The organism is Arthrobacter sp. AOP29-A2-19 (genome assembly GCF_058138025.1).
Genome location: NZ_CM176894.1, coordinates 24,057 through 49,739 on the forward strand (window position 1 = coordinate 24,057; position 25,683 = coordinate 49,739).

Annotated in this window: 19 protein-coding genes; 9 read left to right on the forward strand and 10 right to left on the reverse strand. The window is 70.6% G+C overall.

What is annotated here, in order from left to right:
- The first annotated feature begins 99 nt into the window (after positions 1–99).
- Together AC3ZJJ_RS00140 and AC3ZJJ_RS00145 are read left to right on the forward strand one after the other, a co-directional pair.
- Positions 100–3,741, forward strand: a complete 3,642-nt coding sequence (locus tag AC3ZJJ_RS00140; RefSeq protein WP_489893250.1) for a proline dehydrogenase family protein — start codon at positions 100–102, stop codon at positions 3,739–3,741.
- Positions 3,742–3,883: 142 nt separating this feature from the next.
- A complete protein-coding gene (locus AC3ZJJ_RS00145; protein WP_489893251.1) occupies positions 3,884–5,056 on the forward strand; it encodes a glucose-1-phosphate adenylyltransferase family protein in 1,173 nt (390 codons plus the stop codon).
- 104 nt (positions 5,057–5,160) lie between these two features.
- Here the strand turns inward: AC3ZJJ_RS00145 and AC3ZJJ_RS00150 are convergent, their stop codons facing one another.
- The 5 genes from AC3ZJJ_RS00150 to AC3ZJJ_RS00170 all read right to left on the reverse strand — a co-directional run bounded on the left by AC3ZJJ_RS00150 (position 5,161) and on the right by AC3ZJJ_RS00170 (position 11,114).
- Positions 5,161–5,439, reverse strand: coding sequence for an HPr family phosphocarrier protein (locus tag AC3ZJJ_RS00150; RefSeq protein ID WP_489893252.1), 279 nt, complete (start codon positions 5,437–5,439; stop codon positions 5,161–5,163).
- A gap of 68 nt (positions 5,440–5,507) precedes the next feature.
- Positions 5,508–7,187 carry a phosphoenolpyruvate--protein phosphotransferase gene (gene ptsP / locus AC3ZJJ_RS00155; protein WP_489893253.1) on the reverse strand — a complete coding sequence of 560 codons (1,680 nt, stop codon included), beginning with the start codon at positions 7,185–7,187 and terminating at the stop codon, positions 5,508–5,510.
- A 34-nt stretch (positions 7,188–7,221) separates the two neighbouring features.
- Complete coding sequence (locus tag AC3ZJJ_RS00160) at positions 7,222–9,354, reverse strand: PTS fructose transporter subunit IIABC (RefSeq protein WP_489893254.1); 2,133 nt, start codon at positions 9,352–9,354, stop codon at positions 7,222–7,224.
- A 9-nt stretch (positions 9,355–9,363) separates the two neighbouring features.
- Complete coding sequence (locus tag AC3ZJJ_RS00165) at positions 9,364–10,332, reverse strand: 1-phosphofructokinase family hexose kinase (protein ID WP_489893255.1); 969 nt, start codon at positions 10,330–10,332, stop codon at positions 9,364–9,366.
- Complete coding sequence (locus tag AC3ZJJ_RS00170) at positions 10,329–11,114, reverse strand: DeoR/GlpR family DNA-binding transcription regulator (protein WP_489893256.1); 786 nt, start codon at positions 11,112–11,114, stop codon at positions 10,329–10,331. The genes AC3ZJJ_RS00165 and AC3ZJJ_RS00170 overlap by 4 nt, the downstream gene beginning before the upstream one ends.
- Before the next feature lie 180 nt (positions 11,115–11,294).
- Here AC3ZJJ_RS00170 and AC3ZJJ_RS00175 point away from each other — a divergent pair, with 180 nt between their 5' ends.
- Positions 11,295–13,181: a glycoside hydrolase family 15 protein gene (locus tag AC3ZJJ_RS00175; RefSeq protein ID WP_489893257.1), complete on the forward strand. Its 1,887-nt coding sequence runs from the start codon at positions 11,295–11,297 to the stop codon at positions 13,179–13,181.
- Between the two features lie 6 nt (positions 13,182–13,187).
- On the opposite strand, the gene AC3ZJJ_RS00180 is transcribed toward AC3ZJJ_RS00175, so the two are convergent.
- Complete coding sequence (locus tag AC3ZJJ_RS00180) at positions 13,188–14,459, reverse strand: MFS transporter (RefSeq protein ID WP_489893258.1); 1,272 nt, start codon at positions 14,457–14,459, stop codon at positions 13,188–13,190.
- Between the two features lie 149 nt (positions 14,460–14,608).
- Between AC3ZJJ_RS00180 and AC3ZJJ_RS00185 the strand changes: the two genes are divergently transcribed.
- Positions 14,609–15,157, forward strand: coding sequence for an acyl-CoA thioesterase (locus AC3ZJJ_RS00185; protein WP_489893259.1), 549 nt, complete (start codon positions 14,609–14,611; stop codon positions 15,155–15,157).
- Between the two features lie 30 nt (positions 15,158–15,187).
- On the opposite strand, the gene AC3ZJJ_RS00190 is transcribed toward AC3ZJJ_RS00185, so the two are convergent.
- Positions 15,188–16,429 (reverse strand): ROK family protein, encoded by a 1,242-nt coding sequence (locus AC3ZJJ_RS00190; protein ID WP_489893260.1) that lies wholly within the window; start codon positions 16,427–16,429, stop codon positions 15,188–15,190.
- A 106-nt stretch (positions 16,430–16,535) separates the two neighbouring features.
- Between AC3ZJJ_RS00190 and AC3ZJJ_RS00195 the strand changes: the two genes are divergently transcribed.
- From AC3ZJJ_RS00195 to AC3ZJJ_RS00210, 4 genes are read left to right on the forward strand one after another with little or no spacing between them, the layout of a single operon-like run.
- Complete coding sequence (locus AC3ZJJ_RS00195) at positions 16,536–17,837, forward strand: ABC transporter substrate-binding protein (RefSeq protein WP_489893261.1); 1,302 nt, start codon at positions 16,536–16,538, stop codon at positions 17,835–17,837.
- 23 nt (positions 17,838–17,860) lie between these two features.
- Positions 17,861–18,784: a carbohydrate ABC transporter permease gene (locus tag AC3ZJJ_RS00200; protein ID WP_489893262.1), complete on the forward strand. Its 924-nt coding sequence runs from the start codon at positions 17,861–17,863 to the stop codon at positions 18,782–18,784.
- Positions 18,781–19,674, forward strand: a complete 894-nt coding sequence (locus tag AC3ZJJ_RS00205; protein ID WP_489893263.1) for a carbohydrate ABC transporter permease — start codon at positions 18,781–18,783, stop codon at positions 19,672–19,674. Before AC3ZJJ_RS00200 ends, AC3ZJJ_RS00205 begins: the two co-directional genes overlap by 4 nt.
- A 37-nt stretch (positions 19,675–19,711) precedes the next feature.
- The gene (locus tag AC3ZJJ_RS00210) at positions 19,712–21,397 is read left to right on the forward strand and encodes a glycoside hydrolase family 13 protein (RefSeq protein WP_489893264.1); all 1,686 of its coding nucleotides are present in this window, start codon (positions 19,712–19,714) and stop codon (positions 21,395–21,397) included.
- A gap of 141 nt (positions 21,398–21,538) precedes the next feature.
- On the opposite strand, the gene srmL is transcribed toward AC3ZJJ_RS00210, so the two are convergent.
- Positions 21,539–22,672 (reverse strand): PheS-related mystery ligase SrmL, encoded by a 1,134-nt coding sequence (gene srmL, locus AC3ZJJ_RS00215; RefSeq protein ID WP_489893265.1) that lies wholly within the window; start codon positions 22,670–22,672, stop codon positions 21,539–21,541.
- Between the two features lie 245 nt (positions 22,673–22,917).
- On the opposite strand from srmL, the gene AC3ZJJ_RS00220 reads away from it, so the two are divergent.
- Positions 22,918–23,715: a CPBP family glutamic-type intramembrane protease gene (locus AC3ZJJ_RS00220; RefSeq protein ID WP_489893266.1), complete on the forward strand. Its 798-nt coding sequence runs from the start codon at positions 22,918–22,920 to the stop codon at positions 23,713–23,715.
- 31 nt (positions 23,716–23,746) lie between these two features.
- Here AC3ZJJ_RS00220 and AC3ZJJ_RS00225 read toward each other — a convergent pair whose 3' ends face one another.
- Positions 23,747–25,210 (reverse strand): amino acid permease, encoded by a 1,464-nt coding sequence (locus AC3ZJJ_RS00225; RefSeq protein ID WP_489893267.1) that lies wholly within the window; start codon positions 25,208–25,210, stop codon positions 23,747–23,749.
- Between the two features lie 126 nt (positions 25,211–25,336).
- Positions 25,337–25,630 (reverse strand): DUF1905 domain-containing protein, encoded by a 294-nt coding sequence (locus tag AC3ZJJ_RS00230; RefSeq protein WP_489893268.1) that lies wholly within the window; start codon positions 25,628–25,630, stop codon positions 25,337–25,339.
- Between the last annotated feature and the right edge of the window lie 53 nt (positions 25,631–25,683).

The following is a 25,683-nucleotide window of genomic DNA, read 5'->3' on the forward strand; positions in this document are numbered from 1 at the left end:
GCTTTTGCTTAACCTATGGCGGCCGGATACTTGTGTCCAAAGGGCCGCTTGCCTCCGCCGCGGCCGCCGGTCGACCCGCCGGCAACAACCTGAAGGAGCATGCACAACGTGACCACCCCCACCGCAGCCCCGGGCACCGCCGCGATCCGACCGCAGGACGTCGCGGACGACGCCGTCGCCCTGGTGCGCCATTGGCTCGCCGAGGGCGCCAAGGTGCCGGTCGACGCGTCGGCCGAGCAACTGGCCGGTGTGCTGAAGGATCCCAACGGGCTCGACTTCACCGTCGGGTTCGTCGATGGCGTTGTGCGCCCCGAGGACCTATCGGTCGCGGCGCGGAACCTGAAGGCCATCGCGCCGAAGGTACCGTCCTTCCTGCCCTGGTACATGAAGTCCGCCGTGGCGCTTGGCGGGGCCATGGCGCCGGTGATGCCCGGCGTGGTGGTGCCGATCGCCCGTCGCGTGCTGCGGGAAATGGTGGGTCACCTCATCGTCGACGCCACCGATTCCAAGCTCGGAAAGTCCATCTCCGCCATCAGGCAGGACGGAGTGAACCTCAACGTCAACCTGCTCGGCGAGGCCATCCTCGGCGAGGGCGAGGCGGGACGCCGGCTCGAGGGAACGCGCCGCCTGCTGGCGCGCGACGACGTCGACTACGTGTCCATCAAGGTGTCCTCGACCGTCGCGCCGCACAACCATTGGGCGTTCGACGAGGCCGTGGGCCACGTCGTCGAGAAGCTCGCGCCGTTGTACCGGCTCGCCAACGAGTCCTCGCCGAAGAAGTTCATCAACCTGGACATGGAGGAGTACAAGGACCTCGACCTCACGCTCGCCGTGTTTATGGAGCTTCTGGAGCGCGAAGAGTTCCGCGGCCTGGAAGCCGGAATCGTGCTGCAGGCCTACCTCCCGGACGCGCTGTCCGCGATGATCCGCCTGCAGGAGTGGGCCGCGGCGCGCACGGCAAACGGGGGCGCGCCGGTCAAGGTCCGCCTCGTCAAGGGCGCCAACCTGCCCATGGAGACCATGGACGCGGACATCCACGGCTGGCCGGTGGCAACGTGGAACAGCAAGCAGGAGACGGACACGTCCTACAAGGCGGTCCTGGACTACTCCCTCCACCCGGAACGGATTCGTAACGTCCGGCTGGGCGTCGCCGGCCACAACCTCTTCGACGTCGCGCTGGCCCACCTGCTGGCCGAGGCGCGCGCCGTGTCCGGCGGCGTCGACTTCGAGATGCTGCTCGGCATGGCCACCGGCCAGGCCGAGGCCGTGAAGCGCGACGTCGGCTCGCTGCTGCTCTACACCCCGGTGGTCCACCCGGCCGAGTTCGACGTCGCCATCGCGTACCTGATCCGCCGCCTCGAGGAGGGGGCCAGCCAGGAAAACTTCATGTCCGCGGTCTTCGAACTCGAGGGGAACGAGGCGCTGTTCGATCGCGAAAAGAACCGCTTCCTCGCCTCGCTGGCGGACCTGGGCGACGACGTCCCGGGCCCGCAGCGCACACAGGACCGCAACGCGTACGACGCCGAATCGGCGGCCGCGGCGGTGCTCGCCCGCGCGGCCGAGCAGGAGGACTCGGGTGTCCCCGCCGGCTACGGCAGCCCGGTTGCCACGTTCGACAACACGCCGGACACGGACCCGGACCTCCCGGCGAACCTTGCCTGGGGCCGCCGGATCCTGGAGCGGGTCCCGGCGTCCGTGCTTGGCCAGTCGACGGCCGAGTCCCACACCCTGACCACGGAGGCCGAGCTCGAGGGCGTGGTGGCCGCGGCCACCGGCGCGGCGGGCGCGTGGGGTGCCCTCTCCGGCGCCGAGCGCGCGACCGTGCTGCACCGCGCCGGAGTCCGCCTCGAGGCCCATCGCGCCGACCTCCTGGAGGTCATGGCCTCCGAGTGCGGCAAGACCCTGGACCAGGGCGACCCCGAGGTTTCCGAGGCCATCGACTTCGCGCACTACTACGCGGAGCTGGCCAAGAAGCTGGACCTCGTCGACGGCGCCCGCTTTGTGCCGTCGAAGCTCACGGTGGTCACGCCGCCGTGGAACTTCCCCGTGGCGATCCCCGCCGGCTCCACGCTGTCCGCGCTGGCCGCCGGCTCCGCCGTCGTCATCAAGCCCGCCGCCCAGGCGCGGCGCAGCGGCGCCGTGATGGTGGAGGCCATCTGGGAGGCGCTGGACGAGGCCGGCATCGGGCGGGAGGTCCTGCAGTACGTCCAGCTTTCCGAGCGCCAGCTCGGCACGGCGCTGGTGTCCCACCCCGCGGTCGACCGCCTGATCCTGACCGGCGGCTACGAGACCGCGCAGCTGGTCCGATCGTTCCGCAGCGACCTCCCGCTGCTCGCCGAGACGTCCGGCAAGAACGCCGTCATCGTCACCCCCTCGGCGGACCTCGACCTCGCCGCGCGGGACGTGGCGCAGTCGGCGTTCGGCCACGCCGGGCAGAAGTGCTCCGCCGCCTCCCTGGTGGTGCTGGTCGGGTCCGTAGCGACGTCGCGGCGCTTCCACCACCAGCTCATCGACGCCGTTCGCTCGCTGAAGGTCGGCTACCCGGAGGACCCACAGACCCAGATGGGCCCGATCATCGAACCCGCCGCCGGCAAGCTCCTGCGCGGGCTCACCGAGCTGGGCGAGGGCGAGAAGTGGGAACTGCAGCCCCGGCGGCTGGACGAGAGCGGCAAGCTGTGGAGCCCGGGCGTGCGCTACGGCGTCCGGCGCGGGTCCGAATACCACCTGACCGAATACTTCGGCCCGATCCTGGGCGTGATGACCGCTCCGACGCTTGAGGAAGCCGTCGCCATGGTGAACGAGGTCGACTACGGGCTCACCAGCGGCCTGCACTCCCTGAACCCCGACGAGCTGGGCTACTGGTTGGAGAACATCCAGGCGGGCAACCTCTACGTCAACCGCGGCATCACGGGAGCGATCGTGCGCCGCCAGCCCTTCGGCGGCTGGAAGAAGTCCGCCGTCGGCGCTGGCACGAAGGCCGGCGGACCCAACTACCTTGTGGGCCTCGGCTCCTGGACGGACGCGCCGGTCGAGGCCTCCCCGGCGCTGGCCACCGTTCCGTCCGGCGCGCCGGCCCGGCTGCTCGACGCCGTCCGGGAGGCCGCAACCCAGCCCGCCGCCGTGCCCGGCGCGGGGCTGGCGGCCGCCGACATCGACTGGCTGTCCGGTGCCCTGGCGTCCGACGCGGCCGCCTGGCGCGCGGAGTTCGGCGTCGCCAAGGACGTCTCCGGCCTGCAGGCCGAGCGCAACGTGTTCCGCTACCGCGCCGTGCCTGTCACCGTGCGCTACGAGGCCGGCACCTCCGGACACGGTGTCGCCGAACTGGTGCGCGTGGTCGCGGCCGGGCTGCGCGCCTGGTCCGACCAGACCGGTTCCGACCAGGCCCGCCCTGGTGCCCGGATCACCGTGAGCGCCGGCGAGGACCTCCCCGCGGCCGTCGCCGAGGCCCTGCGGGCGTCCGGCGTCGTCCTGGCCGTCGAGGACGCGGCGGAGTGGTCCGCGCGGGCGGCACGGCTGGCCGCACGCACGGGCCCGGACTCGGCCGCGCGCATCCGCCTGATCGGTGCCCCGGCGTCGCAGACGGCCGAGGCCGTCGGGGGCAAGCCGGACGTCGCGCTGTACGCGAACGCCGTGGTCTCCGCCGGGCGCGTCGAGCTGCTGACGTTCCTGCACGAGCAGGCAGTGTCCATCACCGCCCACCGCTTCGGCACGCCGAACCACCTGAGCGACGGACTGGTCTAGCCGCCCCGAGGAACGGGCGCCCGGCCCGGATTTCTCCGCGCCCACGCTGGCCGGACCCATCGCCACGGCGACGGGTCCGGCCAGCGTTCTCTCATGTGGTGGCCGTATGTTTTTAGGGAGGAATCTACGAAAGGCTGCCGCAATGCGCATTCCCCGAACACTTGTGCTGGTGATGGCGGGAGGCAAGGGATCCCGGCTGGACGCCCTGACGGAAAAGAAGGCGAAACCCGCGTTGCCGATCGGCGGCACGTACCGGCTGATCGATATCTCGCTGTCCAATCTGATGCACTCCCACCTCTCCGACGTCTGGGTGGTGCAGCAGTACCTGCCGCACAGCCTGAACAAGCACCTCGCCAACGGCAGGCCTTGGGACCTCGACCGATCTCACGGCGGGCTTCAGGTGCTCCCGCCGTACGAAGGGGCCGCGGGCGAGGGGTTCGCCGTGGGGAACACCGACGCCCTCCACCGGCAGGCGGGCCTGATCCGCGAGTTCGATCCCGATCTGGTCCTGGTGCTCAGCGCCGACCACCTGTACACGATCAACTTCCTGGACGTGATCGCGACCCACGCGGACAAGGGCGCGGACCTGACCATGGTGACCACGGTGGTGAAGGAGGACCCCTCCCGGTACGGCGTGGTCCAGGCGGACGACGGCGGGCGCGTGACCGGGTTCGACTACAAGCCGGAGGAGCCGCGGGGCCGGCTGGTGGCGGGGGAGATGTTCCTGTATGACGCCGGGAAGCTGCTGGCCGCGCTGGACGCCCTGAAGGAGCAGCGGGACGAGCTGGGCGACTACGGAGAGGACCTGGTCCCCTATTTCCTGGAGAACCACGACGTCTTCGAACACCGGCTGGACGGCTACTGGCTGGACCTGGGCACGGTGCAGTCGTACTGGACCGCCCACATGCAGCTGCTGGACCGCGAGGGGGCGGACCTGGACAACCCTGACTGGCCCATCCTTTCGGCACAGCCCCAGCTCCTGCCGGCCCGCATCGAGGAAGGCGCATCGGTCGGCCGCTCGCTGGTCGCCGCGGGGGCGGTCGTCGCCGGAACCGTCGAGCGCTCCGTGATCGGCCCCAGGGTGGTGGTCGAGGAGGGCGCCACGGTCCGGGGCAGCGTCCTGCTGGACGGGGTGCACGTTGGCCCCGGCGTCGTCCTCGAAAACGTCGTGGCGGACATCGGCGCGCGGATCGTTGGCGGGAACAAGCGCGGCAGCGACCGTGGCATCACGCTGATCGACGACACCGGCAGCGTGCGCCCCGTGGAGCCGTTCGACGACGCGGCGGTCCTGCCGACCGGAGGCGCGCGGGCCTAGCCTCCCGGCGGGGGACGGAAGCGGAACGGCCGCGCCGCGCGGAACTACCCGTGTGGCGCGGCCGTTCCGCGTGGCGGCCCAATGCCGGGCCGCCGGGACCTTCGCTACTCGGCGTCGTGGTCCGTTTCGAGGATCGTGACCAGCGCGTCGAGCGCGGCCTCGGCGCCGTCCCCTTCCGCGCGCAGCACCACTACGGTGCCGTGTTCGGCGCCGAGCCCCATCAGGGAGAGGATGCTGGACGCGTCCAGCGCGTCCTCCACCGGCTCGCCCTCGCGGGCGATGGTGACCTCGACGGGCTGCTCGGCGGCCGCCTCGGCGAAGATGGCGGCGGGGCGGGCGTGAAGTCCGACCCGGCTGGCGATGGTGGCGGTGCGTTCTGCCATGTGAATCTCCTGGTTTGTTGTTGTCCTGCGAGCGTACGGGTAAAGGGTGCCGGTTGTCCGGACCGGGATCAGACGCCGAGGTCCTCGAGCACGGAGAGCTCGGAACGCACGGCGTCGCGCGCCGCGGCCGGACCGTCGGCGGCCAGTGCGGCCGCCGCGAGCCCCTGCGCCTCGGACAGGGTGGTGCTGCGCAGCACGGCGGCCACGGCCGCCAGCGCCCGCGGGGTCATGGACAGGCTGGTGACGCCCAGCCCCACGAGGACGACGGCGAGCGCCGGGTCGGCGGCGGCCTCGCCGCACACCCCCACCGGCTTGCCCCCTGCCTCCGCGGCGCCGTCGACCGTGGCCTTCACCAGCCGCAGGACGGCCGGCTGCCACGGATCGTTGAGCACCGCCAGCGGCCCCAGCTGCCGGTCCGCCGCCATGGCGTACTGCGTCAGGTCGTTGGTGCCGATGGACGCGAAGTCGACGTCGCGGAGCACCGTGTCGGCGGTGATGGCGGCGGACGGGACCTCCACCATCACGCCGGCCGTCTTGAGCCCGGCCTCGGCGCAGAGCCGGGCGAACTCCGAGGCTTCGGAGGGCGTGGAGATCATCGGCGCCATGGTCCAGACGTCGGCCCCGCTCTCCGCCTCGGCCTGGGCGATCGCGGCAAGCTGGCGGGCCAGCACGCCGGGGACCGTGGAGTCCGTCCGGTAGCCGCGCACGCCGAGCGCCGGGTTGGGCTCGGCGTCGTCGGTCAGGAACGGCAACGGCTTGTCCGCGCCGGCGTCCAGCGTGCGGACCACCACCTTGCGCCCCGGGAAGGCCTCGAAGACCGCGCGGTACGCCTCCACCTGCTCGTCGTGCCCCGGCTCGGCGTCGCGGCCCAGGAAGCAGAACTCCGTACGGAGCAGGCCCACGCCCTCGGCGCCGGCCTCCGCCGCGGCGCGCGCGTCGGCGCCCCCGCCAACGTTCGCCAAGAGCGGGACGGCGTGCCCGTCGGCCGTCTCTCCGCGGCCCTCGAACACGGGCAGCGGGGCGCGCCCGGCGTAGGCCGTGGCCGCCGCCTGCTCCTCCGGTCCGGGGTTCGGCACCACGACGCCGGCCGCGCCGTCGACGAACACCACGGTGCCCTCGGACAGCTCAGCGGCCCCGCGGGCGGCGACGACCGCCGGGAGCCCGAGCGCCCGGGCGATGATCGCCGTGTGGGACTGGGGGCCGCCGCCGGAGGTCACCAGGGCGGTGACCACGGCCGGGTCGAGCGTGGCGGTGTCGGCCGGGGCCAGGTCCTCGGCGCACAGCACAAACGGGCTGTCCGAGTGCGGGATCCCGGGGGCGGGGACCCCGCGGAGCTCGGCGACGATCCGGGCACGCACGTCCAGCACGTCCGTGGCGCGCTCCGCCATGTACCCGCCCAAGGCGGTCAGCTGCGCGGCCACCGTGTCCGCCGCCTGCCACACGGCGGCCTCGGCGTGCAGGCCGGTGGAGAGCAGCTTGACCGCGGTCTTGAGCAGCATGGGGTCCGCGGCCATCAGCGCCGTGGCCTGCAGGACGTCCGCGGCGTCGCCGCTGGCCGCGGCGGCGCGCTGCTTGAGCGCGGCGGAGACCGCCTTGCCGGCGGCGCGGACCCGCTCGGATTCCGACTCGGCCGTCGCCCCCGCGGGAAGTGGCGCCGAGGGAACCGGCGGTGCGATGGGCGGGGGCATACGAAGGACCGGGCCTACAACGCGGCCGGGGCTGACGCCCACTCCGTGGATGGTGCTCATGATGAAACCTCGAATCCTGTCGTGGTGGTGCAGTCTAGGCGACGGCGCCGGTGGTGGCACCCTCGGCCTCGGCGCGGGCGCCGCTGTGGCTCCCGGTGCGCGGGCCACGGACGGCGTAGCGCTTCAGCGCGATGACGGCGAGGGCCGAAATGACGACGCCGACCAGGATCGAAACAATGAACATCAGGAAGTTGCCGATCGCGAAGAAAACAAAGACGCCTCCGTGCGGGGCCTGGGAGGTGACGCCGGTGGCCATCACGAGCGCGCCGGTGACGCTGGCGCCCAGCATGCTGGCCGGAATCACGCGCAGCGGGTCCGCCGCGGCGAACGGGATGGCGCCCTCGGAGATGAACGCGGCGCCGAGGAACCACGCGGCCTTGCCGTTCTCGCGCTCGGCCAGGGAGAAGCGGCGCTTGTCCAGCGCTGTGGCAAGGGCCATGGCCAGGGGCGGGACCATGCCGGCGGCCATCACCGTGGCCATGATCTCCCACGGCGCCTGGTTGGCGATGGAGCCCGTGCCGAGGCCGGCGACGGCGAAGGAGTACGCGACCTTGTTGACGGGGCCGCCGAGGTCGAACGCCATCATGAGTCCCAGGATGATTCCGAGCAGGATCGCCGCGGCGCCGGTCATGCCGGTGAGCCAGTTGTTCAGGCCGGTGGTGATGGACGCGATGGGACCGCCGAGGACCAGGAACATGGCGCCGGAGGCAAGGATGGAGCCGAGCAGCGGGATGACCACCACGGGCATCAGGCCGCGCAGCGCGCGCGGGACCCGCCACGTGCCCATCCAGTGTGCGACGACGCCGGCCAGCAGGCCGCCGACGATGCCGCCGAGGAAGCCGGCGCCCATAAACCCGGCGACGGCGCCGGCGGTGAAGCCCGGCGCGAGGCCCGGTCGGTCCGCGAAGGCGAAGGCGATGTAGCCCGCGAGCACGGGGACCAGGAAGCCCATGGACAGGGCGCCGATCTTGAAGGCGACGGCGCCGAGGTAGATGTTCAGGCCGCCTTCGGGCAGGTTGCCGAAGTTGTTCTCGAGGACCACCTTGTCGGCGACCTCGGTGATGTCGTAGCCGCCGAGCAGGAAGCCCAGGGCGATCAGCAGGCCGCCGCCGGCGACGAACGGGATCATGTAGCTGACGCCGGTGAGCAGGGCCCGCTTGAGCAGCGCGCCCACGCTCTCCTTGCCGCCGCCGTCGCCCGCCAGGTCGGCGTCGCCGCCCGCGCCGTAGCCGACGACGCGTCGGGCGTTGGGATTCTTGGCCGCGGCGAGGGCCTCGGCGACCATCTCGGCCGGCTCGTCGATGCCGCGCTTGACCGGGGACTGGACCACGGGCTTGCCGACAAAGCGTTCCTTGCCGCGCACGTCCACGTCGACGGCGAAGATCACGGCGCCGGCGGCGGCGATGATGGCGGGATCCAGCGGCGTGGCGCCGGAGGAGCCCTGTGTCTCCACGTGCAGGTCGACTCCGGCCTCCTCGGCGGCGGCCACCAGGGAGTCCGCGGCCATGTAGGTGTGCGCGATGCCGGTGGGGCACGCGGTGACCGCGACCAGGACGGGCCGCTCAAGCGTGGCGCCGGCGGTGGAAGCCTCCTGCGCGCTGCCCGTGGACGGGGCCGCGAACTGGGCCTGGGGTGCGGCCGTGCCGCCCGCGCCGGCGGCATCCGAGGCGCCCGCCGCGGGAGCCTCCGCGGGCGTTGCCACGGGTGCCGCCGGCGCGGGGCTGATGGCGTTCTCGACGAGCGCGACGATCTCCGCCCGGGTGGTCGCCGCGCGCAGGGCGGCCGTGAAGTCCTTCTTGACCAGCGAGCGGGCCAGCTTGGAGAGCAGCTTCAGGTGTTCCTGGTCCGCCCCCTCCGGCGCGGCGATGAAGAAGACGAGGTCCGCGGCGCCGTCCTTGGCGCCGAAGTCGACCTTCGGATCCAGCCGGGCCATGGCGAACGTGGGTTCCAGCACGGCCGTCGAGCGGCAGTGCGGAATGGCGATGCCGCCGGGCACGCCCGTGGCGGTCTTCTGCTCGCGGGCCACCGCGTCGGCGTAGAGGCCCTCGAAGCCGCTGGCGCGGCCCGCGCCGACGACGAGCTCCGCCAGTCGGCGGATCACATCGGTGCTGGACGAACCGAGGTTCGCGTCCAGCAGGACCAGTTCTTCGGTGATAAGTCGGGACATGGCTGCTTCCTAGGGGAGGGGTTGGAGGACGGCGACGGCGACGGCGTCCGGCGTCGTCTGGCTGGGTGACGGGATCGTGGTGCCGGGCAGCGAGACCGCGGCGGAGCCATGCGCGACGGCCTGGCGGAGGCAGTCGGGGGCCGAGGCCCCGCGGCTGTGCGCCAGCAGGTAGCCGGCCAGGGACGAGTCCCCGGCGCCGACCGTGCTGCGGGCGATGACGGGCGGATGCGTGGCGTGCCACGCCCCGTCCGCCGTGACAAGAACGGCACCCTTGGCGCCCAGGGTCGCTAGGACCGCCCCGGTTCCGCGGCCGACGAGCTGGCGGGCGGCGTCGGCCGCCCGGACCGGATCGGATTCGAACTCCGCCTCGGACCCGGTGCCGGTCAGTTCGGCGAGCTCCTCGGCGTTGGGCTTGACGAGTCCTGGGGCGCTTGCCTCGCCGGCCGCGAAGAGCGCCCGCAGCGGGTCGCCCGAGGTGTCGACGGCAACGAGCGGCGCCGCGGCGCCCAGCTCTCTGCGCAGTTGCAGGGTCAACGTCGCGTAGAAGTCGTCGGGCACGCCGGGCGGGAGCGAGCCCGCAAGCACCACCCAGGCGGCGTTGGCGGCCTCGGCGACGACAGCGTCGGCCAGGGCCCTGAGGTGTGCCGCGGACAGGCGCGGACCGGGTTCGTTGATCTTGGTGGTGGTCCCGTCCGGCTCCGCCAGGGTGATGTTGCAGCGCAGCGCCTGTCCGATCGGCAGGGCGCGGTGCGGAAGGGCGTCCTCCACCAGGCCCTGGACCACGGGATCGGTCGCGTCCCCCGGCAGGATGGCCACCGTGTGGACACCGGCGGCGGCGAGGCCGCGGGCGACGTTGACACCCTTGCCGGCGGCCTGCGCGGTGGCGGACGCCGCGCGCTGGACGCCGCCCCGCACAAGCGGGCCGGCCAGTTCCACCGTGCGGTCGATGCTGGGGTTGGCGGTCAGGGTAACGATCATGCGGATACCACCTCGATGTCTGCTTGCTCCAGCGCCGCGGCCAGTGCCCGGCCAGGCGTTCCGGTGGTGACGAGTGTGTCGATGTCATCGAGCGTGGCGAAACGGACCAGCGTCTCGACGTCGAGCTTGCTGGCGTCGGCCAGCACAACCACGCGGCGCGCGGACCGTACGATGGCGGACTTGACCGCCGCCTCCATGGGATCCGGCGTGCTCAGGCCGAATTCCGGATGCACGCCGTTGGCGCCGACGAACGCGATGTCCGGCCGGAGGGCGCCAAGCTGCTCGATCGTGCGGTTGCCGAGGGCCGCGCTGGTCAGCCCGCGGACCCTGCCGCCCAAGACCTCGAGCGCAAAGTCGGACGCGGTGGAGATGCGGTAGGCGATGGGGACAGCGTGCGTGATGACCAGCAGGTCCGAGTCGCGGCGCGGGGACAGCGTCTCCACCATCTGCGCGGCGAGGAGCTCGGTGGTGGTTCCGGCGTCGAGCACCACGGACGCGCTTCCGGACGGGATGAGCTCAAGGGCCTTGGCCGCGATGCGGCGCTTGTCGGAAAGGTTGCGGGCGGTGCGCGTGGACAGGCTCTCCTCCGCGGTGCTGGCCTTGGCCGCCGAGACCGCCCCGCCGTGGACCCGGCGCAGGACCCCGGACTTCTCCAGGTGGGCCAGGTCGCGGCGCACCGTTTCCCGCGTGATGTCGAACTGTCCGGACAGCTCGGCCACGGTCACCTTCCCTTGGCTGGCGACCAACCCGCCGATCAGGCGGTGACGTTCTTCGGCGAACATGGTGTGGGCCTCCCGGCCGATCTCTGGGTGATGGGAATCACAGGCTTTGCGTTGGGTCGACTGTAGTGGCGGACTCGGTCACATGTCAACACAAAACCACATGAAACCAAATAAACGGGCATGGCCCCGTTCGGCGCAGGGCGCTTGCGCCGTTCGCCCCATCTGGGATTGGCTAGTGGGATGGCTTCTCCGATCGAGGACTACGCACTACTGTCCGACCTGCGCACCGGGGCCCTGGTGTCCAGCAAGGGCAGCGTGGACTGGCTCTGCTTCCCGCGCTTCGACTCGCCGTCGGTGTTCGCCGCGCTCCTGGGCGACGCGAACCACGGGAGGTGGCTGATTGCGCCCGCCGGCGCCCCCGACGAGTGTGCGCCGAGCCCGGATTCGGAATTGGGCGGAACACCCGACGCCGCCGGCGCCGGTGCCGCCGTCGTCGAGGGCTCGGACGTGCCGGTCGTCGTCGAACGGACCTACGTCGACTCGACGTTTGTCCTGCGGACCCTGTGGAAGACGCCGACCGGCGAGGTCCTGGTCACGGACTTTATGCCCGTGGGCGACCGACGGGCATCGATCGCCAGGCGGGTGGAGGGGCTGGCGGGCAGCGTCACCATGCACCAGGAGCTCACCCTGCGCTTCGACTACGGGGAGGTCGTTCCGTGGGTCCGCCGCCACGGCGACGACGTCCGCGGCAAGTCCATCGTCGCCGTCGCCGGCCCGGACGCGATCGTGTTGCACGGCGACCGCCTCCCGAGGGCCTCGGACCACCGCCACTCCGGCGACTTCCTGGTGTCCGCCGGAGAGGTCGTCGACTTCGAGCTCTGCTGGTTCCCGTCGCACCGCAACGTGCCGAACCGGATCGACGTCGGCGAGAGCCTGCAGCAGACCACGACCTACTGGCGCAACTGGTCCCGGCGCATACCGAAGCAGGAGGCCTACGATTCGATCGTCCGGCGCTCGCTTTTGGTTCTGCGGGCACTGACGCACGAGGCCACCGGTGGGATTGTCGCCGCGCCCACCACGTCACTGCCGGAGGCCTTCGGCGGCGAGCGGAACTGGGACTACAGGTTCTGTTGGCTGCGCGACGCCGCCCTCACCCTCGAGGCCATGATGACCCACGGCTACGAGCGGGAGGCGCTCCAGTGGCGCAACTGGCTGCTGCGCGCCGTGGCCGGCGACCCCGAGGACCTGCAGATCATGTACGGGCTGGGCGGAGAGCGGCGGCTGCCGGAGCGCGAGCTGACGCACCTTCCCGGCTACGAGGGCTCCAAGCCGGTCCGCGAGGGCAACGGCGCGGTGGAGCAGTACCAGGGCGACGTGGTGGGCGAGGTCCTGGTGGCGCTGGAGAAGCTGCGCAACATGGGCGGCACGGAGGACCACTTCTCGTGGCCGCTGCAGAAGGCGCTCCTGGGCTACGTCGAGCGCCACGTCGACCGGCGGGACCACGGCATCTGGGAGATGCGGGGGGAAACCCAGGACTTCACGCACTCGCGGGTCATGATGTGGGCGGCGTTCGACCGCGGCGCCCGGGCCGTGCGCGATCACGGGCTCGACGGCGACGCCGAACTCTGGGAGAAATATCGCGACGACCTGCACGAGGAAATCATGCTCAAGGGGTTCAACGCGGAGGAAAAGACGTTCACGCAGACCTTCGGCGGCACGGAGGTTGACGCCTCGCTGCTGGTCCTGCCGCAGGTCGGCTTCGTGGACTACGACTCCCCGGAGATGCTCGGCACCGTGGCGCGCCTGGAGCGGGACCTCGTGGACTCGTCCGGCCTGCTCAAGCGGTACCGGACCCAGACGGGCGTGGACGGGCTCCCGCCCGGCGAGCACCCGTTCCTCGCCTGCTCCTTCTGGCTGGTGGAACAGTACGCGCGCTCGGGCCGGATCGACGACGCGCGTGTGCTGATGGATCGGCTCGTCGGCTACGCCAACGGGCTGGGGCTCATGGCCGAGGAGTACGACACCGAGCTCGACCGCATGGCCGGGAACTTCCCGCAGGCGTTCTCGCACCTGGCGTTGATCCGCGCGGCCGACGCGGTCAACGGCCACGGGCAGCCGGTGCTGTAGGTCCGCCTAGGTGGCGGTCGCGACGGCCTCCCGGTCCAGCGGGTGCTCGATCTCGTCCTTTGCCATGCGGGCGGCGAACCAGGCGCCGACCCCGACGATCGGGGAGACGACCCCGCCCACCACGAACACGATCCAGAGCGGCACGGCCTCGCCGATGGGCCCGGCCGCCGCCATGGACACCGGCATCAGCGCCAGCGACACGAAGAAGTCCAGGCTGGACACCCGGCCCAGCATGCGGGTGGGCACCCGTCGCTGCAGGAGCGTCCCCCAGATCACCTGGCCCACCCCGCCCGTGGCGCCCACGATGAACAGGATGGCGGCGAGCTGCCAGAAGTGCGTGGAGAAGCCGACGCCGACCAGTGGCAGGGTGCCGAAGCCCCAGAGCATGATCATCCACGTGAGGTAGCGGCGGGGGAGGGGGAGCGACGCCGTCAGCATCGAGCCGAAGGCGGCGCCGATCCCCAGGGCGGCCAGCAGGAAGCCGAAGGTTTGGGCGTCGCCCTGCAGCTGGCCCGTGACCACGAAAGGCAGCAGCACCTCGATGGGGCCGATCCAGCTCAGGACGGAAAGGACGGCGAACAGTAGCGTCCACAGCAGCCAAGGGGTGCGGACGGTGTAGGAGACGCCCTCTCGCAGGTCGGCCACCACGCTGGGGCGGACCGTGCCCGGCTCCAGGTGCGCGTCGTACCGCTTGTCGTGGCTCAGCGTGGTCAGGACCAGGAGCGCCACCAGGTGGCATGCGCCGATCGCCGCGATCGCATGGGCGGGAGAGAGCGATGCGACGAGGATTCCCGCCACGGCGGGGCCCGCGGCCTGCTGGAGGACGGGGCGCAGCGTACCCTCCATCCCGTTGGCGGCGAGCAGGTCGGCGACGGGCAACATCCGTGGCAGCAGGGCCGAGTAGGCGGGGAAGAAGAAGGCGGCTCCCGCGCCCACCATAAAGCCGGCGGCGGCCAGGTGCCAGAGCGTCACGGTGCCCGTGAGCGCCAGGACGCCCACGACGGTCATCACCGTCAGGCTGGCCGCCTCCACGGTGATGATGATGCGCCGGCAGGAGAAGCGGTCCGCGGCGATTCCGCCGACAAGCACCAGCGCGAGCAGCCCGACGCTGGTGGCGGTCGCCACCACGGAGAGCTCCACGGGTCCTCCGCCCAGCTCCTTGACCTGGAAAACCATCGCGACCGCCCAGACGCCGTGTCCGAAGATGCTGGCGATCAGCGCGGCAATGAGTGTGCGGTAGTCGCGGTGGGCGAACGGCCGGAGGGCGCGCGGTGCCATGGTGGTCCCCTTCGGGAGTGGTGCGGATCGAGGGCACGACGGCGGGATCCGACCGTATGCGCAGTACCAGTGTGCCCTAGTGATTGACGATAGTCAATCACTGGTCCGCGCGGTCGGCGACCTTTATTACCCGCGGGTAGTATCGGGGCATGCACATGATCTTCAGGTTCCTGGTCCTCCTGCTGACGGCGCGGCGTCGGGGAGCGCTCTCGATGTTCGGCACGGGCTCGCTGCCCATGCGCGCCCTGGTCACCGACATCGATGTGGCCGGGCACATCAACAACGGCGTCTACTTCTCGCTGTTCGACCTCGGCCGCTTCGACCTGATGATCCGGGCCGGGGCCTGGGGTGTGATGCGGCGCCGCGGCTGGACTCCCGTGGTCCAGGCGGAGACCGTGACGTTTCGCAAGTCGGTGGTGCTGCACCAGAAGTTCACCCAGGAGACGCGCGTCGCCGGAATGGACGAGCGTTGCATCTACTTCGAGCAGCGCATCGTCGCCGACGGCGAGGTCTACGTCAGCGCGCACATCGCCACCCGGCTGCTGTCCAGGAAGGGGCCCGTCGACAATGCGGAGATCATGGACGCGATGGGACTCGCGGTGCCGTCCGATCTCGAGCTCCCCGCATGGGTCGCCCGGTGGCGCCAGGACACGGCCCTCCCAGGGGCCCGCCGGCCGGCGCCCCACGTTTGGTCCTGATCCGCTTTTCGAGCGCGGCCCGGCCTGTCCCTAGCCGTCGAAGGCCCCCGCCCGGACCAAACCGATCGCCGCGTGCAGCGCGCCGTCGAGGACCACGCCTTCGCCGTTTTCCGAGGCCACCAGCTCGGCCCAGGACAGCGTGCTGTCCCGTCCCATGAGCTCTCGGGTGCGCCGAAGCACCGGGGCGATGGCCGGGGCTATGGCGCCGGCGACAATGATCCGCTCCAGGTCAAGCATGCCGGAGAGGAGCATGGCGACCGGGGCCAGGCGCCGGGCCAGCACCTCGACGATCTCGAGTGCGAGGGGGTCGCCCTCCTCGGCGGCGGCGAAAACATGTTTGGGCGCCGGCTCTCCGGAGGGGGTTCCCGCGAGCATCCCCACGAGCCTGCCCTCTTCGGCGGCGCGTCGGAGCTCCGCGCGAGCCTGGTGGGCGAGGCCGTCGGCCGAATCCACGCCGACCACGAGGTCCAGGACCCGCAGTTCCCCCACGGCGCCGCGGGGTCCGCGCATCAACTGCCCGTCGATGACGACGCCGGCGCCGAACCGTTCGCCGGACAGCAGTGTCGCGTAGGCCCTCGAGCCGGCGTCCGTTCCACTCGCGGCTTCGGCGAGGGAGGCCAGGTTGGCGTCGTTGTCGACGACCACGTCCCAGTCCCGGTCGGCGAAGACGTTGATGAACTCGGGATTCATGCGGATCCAGAAGTTGTCCAGCTCGTCGTTCGGCGACATGCCCGCCGCGTCCACGGGCGCGGGCACGCCAACGACGAGGGCGGCCACCGCGTCCGGGGCGATGTCGGCGTCGGAGAGCAGGTCCAGGACCAGGGACTCCAGCGCCATGCGCCGCTCCGCGCCCGATGCCCCCGGGTCCGCGGTGCGGCGTAGCCGGGCCAACTCGGTCCCGGCCAGGTCGGAGACGGCGGCCGTCATGGAATGCGCGCCGGCGTCGACGCCAACGGCGAAGCGGTGGTCGGCGCGGAACGCGTACCTTCGTGCGGGACGGCCCTTCGCGTAGTCTCCGGCCGCCCGCGCGTCCGCCAGTTCGCGGAGCCAGCCAGCGGCGACCAGGTCTCGGCACACGGCCAGGACGGTCGCGCGGGTGAGGCCCGTCGCCGCCATCAGGTCGGCCGCCGTAAGCGGCATGCCCGGCCATGCGACGGCGAGGATCCGGCGCGCGTTGCCTCTCCTGGGCGAGTCGCCACCGCCGTCGTACTCCCTTGGCCGGCCGCGCCTCGTCGCGAGGTGCCCCGTCCGAACTACCTCGACGCTCTCCATGGAAATCATTATAGACGCGCATAAATTTACGTGCTAAATTATCTCCAGATTCCTGTGGCGCGGGTCACATCGACCGGCGCCGCGGCCACACTAAGGAGACGCAGCCATGCTCAGACGGCTTCCGACCGGCTCTTCGCCCGGCGCCCCCGGCGCGCCCTCGCGGCGCGCCTTCCTGGCCGGCCTCGGCGGCGCCGCGGCGCTCGGCCTGGCGGGCTGTGGAGGCGCCGGCTCCGGCGCGCCGGAGGTCCGGTTCTTCCAGTCCAAGCCCGAAGTGATCCCCTACTTCGCCGAACTGCTGGCGGACTTCGCGGGGGAGAACCCCGGCATCCGGCCCGTCCACGAGATCGGCGGCAGCCTCGGCGGTCTGGCCGGCACCTTCGTCCGGAACGATCCGCCGGACCTGGGGTGCCTGAACTACAACTACGAGATGGCGAACTTCCAGGCGCGCGGCGAGCTCTCGGACCTTTCCGACCTTCCGCAGACGCGGGCGGTCTCGCCGCTCGTCCAGGACCTCGTGGAGCTCTATCCGGGATTTCCCGGCCGGACCTCGGTGCTGCCGTACTCCATGATGGCCGCCTCCGTCATCTACAACCGGGACGTCTTCGAGAAGCACGGCGTGGGGGTGCCGACCACGTACAGCCAGCTCATTGCGGCCTGCAAGACGTTCGACGCCGCCGGCGTCACTCCGGTCTACAGCACCTTCGGCGACGCGTGGACGGTGGTACAGGGGCTGGTCGACTACTCGATCGGCGGCATGGTGGACGTCATCGACTTCTACCGGAGGATGCGCGAGCAGGGGGCCGACGTCACCCCGGACTCTCCGGTCTCCTTCAGCGGAGTCTTCCGCGAGCCGCTGGAGAAGATGTTGGAGATCGCCTCCTACTCGAACTCCGACGCCGCGGGCCGCAAGTACGGGGACGGCAACGTGGCCTTCGCGAAAGGTGGGGCCGCCATGTACATGCAAGGACCCTGGGCGCTCACCGAATTGGAGAAGCTCAACCCGGACATCCGCGTGGGAACGTTCCCGCTGCCGATGACGGAGGATCCCGCCGACAACAAGGTCCGCGTCAACCTGGACCTCTCGCTGTGGATCCCCGAGAAGTCCAACCGGCAGGAGGAGGCCCGCGCGCTGCTCGGGTTCCTCACGCGGCCCGACGTGCAGGACGCCTACAACGCCCACGCGCTCGGCTTCGGCGTCCGGAAGGACGCGCCCCCCGTGGAGGACGAGCGCCTCCTGGAAATGCAGCCGTACGTCGACCGTGGCGCGTTCTATCAGGGCGCTTCCCAAGGCATTCCCCGCACCATCCCGTTCGAGAGCTACTCGCAGGCGATCGTCTTCGGCGCCGACCTCGGGAACACGCTCCGCACCCTCGACGCCGACTGGGCCCGCCTGGCCCGGCGCTCCTAACCCGCGACCGGCAAGGATCCCCCATGGCTCTGACCACTTCCCCCGCCCCCACCCCCACGCGGCACGACCCGCCGCGGCCCAGGCCCAAGCGCCGCGTAGACCGCACGCACTACCTGTTCCTGCTGCCCGCCGTCGCCGCCTTCACCCTCCTCATCACCCTGCCCGCCGCCATGGGCATCTTCTTCAGCTTCACCAACTCGGTCGGATACGGCGCCTGGGACTTCGTCGGACTGGCGAACTACGCGCTGATGCTGACGGACCCGGCCATCCTGGCCTCCTACGGCTTCACCCTGGGCTTCGCGGCAGTGACCGTGGTCGTGACGAACGTGGTCGCCTTCCTGCTCGCCGTCGGCCTCACCTCGCAGATCCGCGCCCGCGTCTTCCTGCGAGCGGTCTTCGTGATCCCCATGGTGGTCTCCGCGATCATCATCGCGTACGTCTTCAACTTCCTGTTCTCCAAGTCGCTGCCGGCGGCCGCCCAGGCTGTCGGGTTCGGGCCGCTCGAGGACAGCATCCTCGCCAACCCGGACCTCGCCTGGCTGTCGATCGTGCTGGTCACGGCGTGGCAGGCCATCCCGGGCACCATGCTGATCTACATCGCCGGCCTCGTCGCGATTCCCCGCGAACTCTACGAGGCCTCCTCGCTCGACGGCGCCAGCGCGTGGCAGCAGATCAGGACGATCACGCTTCCGCTGATGGCCGGCTACGTGGTCATCAACGTCATGCTGACGTTCAAGAACTTCCTCAACGCCTACGACGTCATCATCGGCCTCACCGGCGGCGGCCCCGGGACGTCGACGCGCTCGGTCGCCATGACGATCTTTTCCGGCTTCGACACCGGCGACTACGCCTACCAGATGGCGAACGCAACCATCTTCTTCCTCATCGCACTCGCGATCGCACTGATCCAACTGCGCCTGATGCGCGGAAAGGGGCAGTCCCGATGACCACCCAGGCAACCACCTCCATCGGCGCCACCGGCAACACCCCCACCGGCCGCCCCGAGTCCCCGTTGGCAAAGGACCGCGTCAACTGGCGACTCACGGCCGTCCTTGGGCTGTGCACCCTCGCGGTGCTCGTCCCGCTGTTCGTGACGGTCTCCATGGCCTTCAAGACCGGGGCCCAGGCCGTCCAGGGGCGGGCGTTCGACCTGCCGAATCCGATCAGCGTCGAGGGATTCGTCGCGGCGTGGGAGTTGACCGACTTCCCGGTGAGCTTCTCCATCTCGCTCTTCGTCTCGGCCATCGCGGTGGCCGGCGCCATCCTCGTCAGCAGCGCCGCCGCCTACGCGATCCACGTCAACTGGGAGCGCCGGTTCTTCCGCTTCTCCTTCTTCTACCTGTTGGCGGCCATGTTCCTGCCGTTCCCGGTGCTGGCGCTGTCCCAGATCAAGCTCACCGGCATCCTGGGACTGGACAACCCGCTCGGAGTCGGCCTCCTGCACGTCATGTTCGGTCTCGGTTTCAACGTCCTGCTGCTCACAACGTTCCTGCGGAACATGCCGGACGAGCTGGACGAGGCCGCGCGCATCGACGGGGCCAACACGTGGCAGACGTTCTGGCGCATCATCTTCCCGCTCCTCGCGCCGATGAGCGCCACGGTCGGCATCTTCGCCTTCCTGGCCTCCTGGAACGACTTCATGATGCCGTCGCTGATCATCTCCGACCCCACCGTGCAGACGCTCCCGGTCATCCAGCAGATCTTCCAGACGCAATTCAGCGAGAACTACCACGTGTCGTTCGCGTCGTACCTCATGGCGATGGCGCCCTCCATCGTCGTCTTCATCTTCACGCAGCGCTGGGTCCTCTCCGGGGTCACCCAGGGCGCCGTCAAGTAGCCGAACCCCCGCACCGCACATCCCGAAAGGAACCACCATGACCACGATTTCCCCCACCTCGTCGCCCGCCCGCCGGATGGACGACCCGACGTGGTGGCGCCAGGCGTCCGTCTACCAGATCTATCCGCGCAGCTTCGCCGACGCCAACGGCGACGGCATCGGGGATCTCCGGGGCATCATCTCCCGTGTGCCGTACCTCGCGCAGCTGGGGATCGACGCGGTGTGGCTGAGCCCCTTCTACCCCTCCGCGCTCGCGGACGGCGGGTACGACGTCGCCGACTATCGGGACGTGGACCCGAGGATCGGCACCCTCTCCGAGTTCGACGAGATGGTCGCCGTCCTGCACGCCGAGGGCATCAAGGTGGTGGTCGACGTCGTCCCGAACCATTCCTCCAACGACCACGCCTGGTTCCGGGCCGCCCTGGCCGCGGGCCGCGGCAGCGCCGAGCGCGACCGCTACATCTTCCGGGAGGGAACCGGCCCGGACGGCTCCGAGCCGCCGGCCGACTGGCAGAGCATCTTCGGCGGCCCGGCCTGGACGCGGGTGGAGGACGGCCAGTGGTACCTGCACCTGTTCGCGTCCGAGCAGCCGGACTTCAACTGGTCCAACAGAGAGGTCCGCGACGACTTTCTGGAGACCTTGCGCTTCTGGTCCGACAGGGGCGTGGACGGCTTCCGCATCGACGTCGCCCACGCGCTGACCAAGGACATGACCGATCCGCTCCCGTCCACCCTGGAGATGGAGGCCATACCCCGCGGTGGCGGCGCCCACCCGATTTGGGACCGCGACGAGGTGCACGAAATCTATGCCGAGTGGCGCCGCGTCTTCAACTCCTACGAGCCGCCCCGCACAGCCGTCGCCGAGGCGTGGGTGGAGCGCCACCGCCGCCCCCGCTACGCCAGCTCGGAGGGGTTGGGCCAGGCCTTCGAGTTCGACCTCCTGACGCAGGAGTTCGACGCCGCCGCGTTCCGCGAGGTGGTCAGCGACAGCGCCGAGCTGGCTGGCGAGTCCGGCTCGTCGTCGACCTGGGTGCTGTCCAACCACGACGTGGTGCGGCACGCGACGCGGTACGGCCTGCCGCCGCTGGGTACGCCCGTGGGCAGCACGGAGCAGGACCAGAAGCAGGGCCAGTCCTGGGTGCTCTTCGGCGCCCCGGAGGAGCAGTTGGACCGCGCGCTCGGCGAGCGCCGGGCGCGCGCGGCGAGCCTGTTCCAGCTGGCTCTGCCGGGCTCCGCGTACCTCTACCAGGGGGAGGAACTGGGTCTGCACGAGGTGGGCGACATCGCCGACGCGGCCCGCCAGGACCCGACGTTCTTCCGGAGCCCGGGCATCGACAAGGGTCGCGACGGGTGCAGGGTGCCGCTCCCGTGGGAGCGCGGGGGCAGCTCGTTCGGCTTCGGCGCCGGCGGAGCCCACCTGCCGCAGCCGGCCTGGTTCGGCGGGTATTCGGTCGAGGCCCAGGACGGTGTGGCCGGATCCACGCTGGAGCTCTACCGCGACGCCCTGCGCCTGCGCCGCGAGCTGCAGACGGCGGAGACCCTCGAGTGGGTGGAGACCTGCGCGGACTCGTTGCTGGCCTTCCGCCGCCCGAACGGCTGGGTGACGGTCACCAACTTCGGCGACGCGCCCGCCGCCCTCCCCGAGGGCGAGGTGCTGCTGTCCACAGCGCCGATCGCCGATGGCGAGCTGCCCGGGGCCAGCACGGCCTGGCTGCAACAGTAGACGGCCGGGCGCCGGCCCCATCACACCCCTCCGCGCCCCGCGAAGTGGACAACACCACGGCTCGTTAGCCGAGGTGTCGTCCACTTCGCGGGGACGGAGGGCGGGACCAAGGCTATGGATTTCAGCCTGCGCCGCTTCGCCCTAGCCGGCCGGCGGCCGACCACCGATCAGTTCCATGACCGGCCCGCGGTGGAGTGCGCGGTAGACATCGTCCCGGACGGCGTTCGCCTCGCCGTCCGTCAGCGTCCGGTCCAGCGGGCGCAGGACGATGCGCACCAGCGCGTTGGCCTGGTCGACGGCGAGCCGCAGGCGGGTCCGGGCGGCGTCCGGCAGGTCGCGGTGGGGCGTCAGGGCCAGGAGCTCCACCGACTCCAGGTAGTCCGCGCGCGTGCCCAGGGAGCGCCGCACCTGGTCGCCGAGCGTCTCGCCGTCGGAGTCGAGGGGAACGACGACGGACAAGTCCCTGCGGATGCTCGGCATGGCGGACACGGGCCGCCACGGAGCGAGGTCCAGCATCTGCGACGCGATCCGCGGCTCGCGCGCCCGGAGCAGCCTGATGTCGGGGATTCCCTTGCGCAACATCAGGGCCCGGTCCAGGCCCATCCCGAGGGCCAGCCCGGTCCACCGTGCGGGATCGAGTCCCGCCTCGGAGAACAGGCGCGCGGGGACCAGGCCACACTCCGCGAGCTCGAGCCAGTCCCCGTCTAGCCGCACGTCTACCTGCATTCCGTGCGTTGTGTAGGGGTGGCTCGCCCCGGTGGCGCGCCATGTGGCACCGGGCAGCACCGCCTGCACCAGGCGTTCAGCCATGCTTTCCAGATGCTCCGGAGCAAGCGCGGCACCGGACGAGATACGCCACAGGTCGACCTGGTGGGGGGTCCCCACATGGGTGCGGTCTATGGCGTCCCGCCGGTACACCAGGCCCGGCAGTACCAGCAGTTCGTCGTGGTCGTCGCCGTTCGGCAACGCGTCGAGCAACGGGGGGATCGAGGCGGACGTGTGGCTGCGCAGCATCACGGTGGGTCCGGCGTAGCGCGTGTATCGGCGGTTGCGGGTGACGTCGGTGGCGGAGAAACCCAGCCGGTCGTAGTTGTCGGCGACGGCCACCAGGGGGCTGTCGCGCACCACCCGGGCCGGAACGCCCCCATGGGCCGTCAGCGAGTCCACGACGTGTTGGAGCAGGAGTTGCATGGCGTGCGGGCCGGAGGCCGGATTGGACAGGTCGCGGAGCGTCAGCGAATCGTTGAGCTCGGCGGGGGAGAGGTAGCTGGTCATGTCGAAGGTCCTTGAGTGGAGGAAACGGTGGGCGGTACCCCCGATCCGTTCCGGCGCCAGGACCTAGGCGCGCGCCTGAGAGCCCTCGCGACCGGTAACCGGTCGGGGGCCCGTAAATCGCAGAACGGCGCTCATGGGCCAAGGATAACCCGTCCCGGGAACAATGCGGCCGGGGCGGCGCTTGCCGAGCGCCGGGCACTGTTACATACTTTGGCCCTCCGAACCGGGCGAAGGAGCTGGACCGCATGGACAAGCCAAAGCCCTCGGCCAAGCTGGTTCCCGCAGCGATGGTTTCGCTGGCGGGCTTCCTGATCTTTGTGCCGGAGCAGCGGCTCGCGGGCCTCGGCGTTCTCGCCCTGGCCCTGGCGGTCGCCGCGGCGCTCGACCGCGCACTCTTCCGGGACCTGCTGCTGATCGCGGCCGGCCTGGCGGTGATCAGCGCGGTCCCCATCACCACCGACATCAGCGGCGCGCACATGCTGGTGATGGGTTCGGCCATGGTGGCCGCGGTTGCGATCCCGTACCTCGGGTCCCGCTTCGTCTTCAAAGACCACGCCGTGCGGTTTCCGGTTTTCACGGGCAAGCGCTGGACGCGCGCGGAGTGGTGGTACCTGCTGGCGGTTCCCGCGATCGGGTACGCGCTTCTCCCGGTCTACATGCTGGGCACGGGCGTGTACCGGAACTGGCCCGCCGTGAACGACGCCGGAGGTATCCTACGCCTGTTCGTCGGGACGAACGCGCTGGGCATCTGGGACGAGCTCTTCTTCATCTGCACCGTGTTCGCGCTGCTGCGGCGGCACCTCCCCGACTGGCAGGCCAACGCGCTTCAGGCGGTCCTGTTCACGTCGTTCCTCTGGGAGTTGGGCTTCCACGCCTGGGCGCCGCTGTTCATCGCCCCGTTCGCGCTGGTGCAGGCGCTGATCTTCCGGGCGACCATGTCCCTGTCCTACATCGTGTGTGTGCACCTGCTCTTCGACTTCGTGCTGTTCCTGGTCCTGGTCCACGCGCACAACCCCCACTGGATCCGGATCTTCGTGTACTAGATCCGGGCCCGGCGGGGGCCGTGGGGAAGGCCTAGGGCTCCCCGTGCGGCACCACGGCGCGCTCGTCGTGGCGCGGACTGTCCGGATTCATCAGCGAATGCTTGCGGCCGTAGAAGAAGTAGATGATCAGGCCGACCAGCAGCCACACGCCGAACCGGAGCCACGTCTCCCAGTGCAGCTGGAGCATCAGGAAGCCGGAGGCCAGGACGCCGAAGGCGGGAACGAGCGGCATCAGGGGCAGCCGGAATGTCCGCGGGGCGTCCGGCCTCTTGTAGCGGAAGACGATCACGGAGAAGCAGACCACCACAAACGCGGCCAGGATGCCGATGTTGGTCAGGTCCGCCACGGCCTTGATCGGGAAGACGCCGGCCAGGAACGCGGATGCGACGCCGGCGATCCAGGTCACGCGCTGCGGCGTCCCGTGGCGGTCCGTCTTGGAGAACCAGCCCGGAAGCAGGCCATCGCGGCTCATCGTGAACCACACGCGGGTGACGCCGAGCAGGAACGTGAGCATCACGGTGAGGATGGACAGCACCGCGAACACGGAGATGATCGTGGCGATGACCGGCAGGCCCACGCCGTTGAACGCGGAGGCGAACCCCGCCGTCGGATCGATGTCCTGGTAGTTCTGCATGCCGGTCAGCACCAGCGTGGCCGCGACGTAGAGGACCATGGCGATGACGAGGGAGAAGATGATGGCCTTGGGCATGTGCTTTTTGCCGTCGGTGGACTCCTCCGCGGCCGTGCTCATGGCGTCGTAGCCGAACACGGCGAAGAACACGGTCGCCGCGCCGGCAACCACTGGGCCGAAGCCGCTGGGCATAAACGGGTCGTAGTTCTCCGTGTTGATGTAGAAGATGCCCAGGCCGATGATGAACAGGATCAGGATGACCTTGATCGCCACGGCCACCAGTTCGAAGCGCCCGAAGGTTCGTGTGCCGCGGGACAGGATCCACGTGACGATCAGACAAACGACGATCGCCGGGATGTTCACGATGCCGCCCCGGCCCTCGTCCGCCGTCGAGGCCGCCCAGTCGGGCATGTCGACGCCGATGCCGGAGAGGAAGGCGTCGAAGTAGCCGGAGATGCCGATCGCGACCACGGCCACGATGGCGATGTATTCCAGCAGCAGGTCCCAGCCGATGAACCAGCCGATGATCTCCCCGAGGGCGACGTACCCGTACGTGTACGCGGAGCCGGCGCGGGGGATCATGCCGGCGAATTCCGCATAGGACAGGGCCGCGGCCGCCGATGCCAGGCCGGCGATCAGGAAGGAGATGAGGACCGCGGGCCCGACGCCGGGCTCCGTCTCGCTGCCGTGGGCCACCAGGCCCGCCAAGGAGAAGATGCCGACGCCGATAATGCCGCCGACGCCGATCGCCGTCAGTTGCCACAGGCCGAGGGACTTGAACAAGCCGCTGTGTTTGTTCTCTTCTTCGATTTCGTCGATCGGCTTCCGCCGCATGATGGACTGCGATGCATCTTTAGCGTTCATGAGGGACTCCTGCGTTGACGTGCCCGACATTCCGCCCCGGAACGGGGGCGGCCCCGCCAGATCAGTATGCAAGCCCCGCCCATATTTATGAAGCCCCCAGTGGCGGGCAGGTCCCGCCGGTTCGGCTCAGTCGAGGCCGTCTACCGTCAGCCTCACGTTCACGGTGTCGCCCTCGCCGACCTCCTCGCGGGCCCGCGCCGCGGCCTTGAGCGGAACAGCGTAGGCGCCGTCCTTGGGGAAGAGCGCGGTGGTCCATTCCGTGGCACCGATCCTGGCGGTCACCGGGATCATGCCCCACCCGTAGCTGACGACGTCGGCCGCGTCGCGCAGGTCCGCGCACAATCCGTCCGGGACCGTCACGAAAAAGAACGGGGACGGGCCGCGCCAGTACCAGACGTCTCCGCTGAACTCGAGCTCCATCGCCCCAGCATCGCACGCCTCCCGGCGCCGGGGGGAGCCCGCTGTCCGTGTCG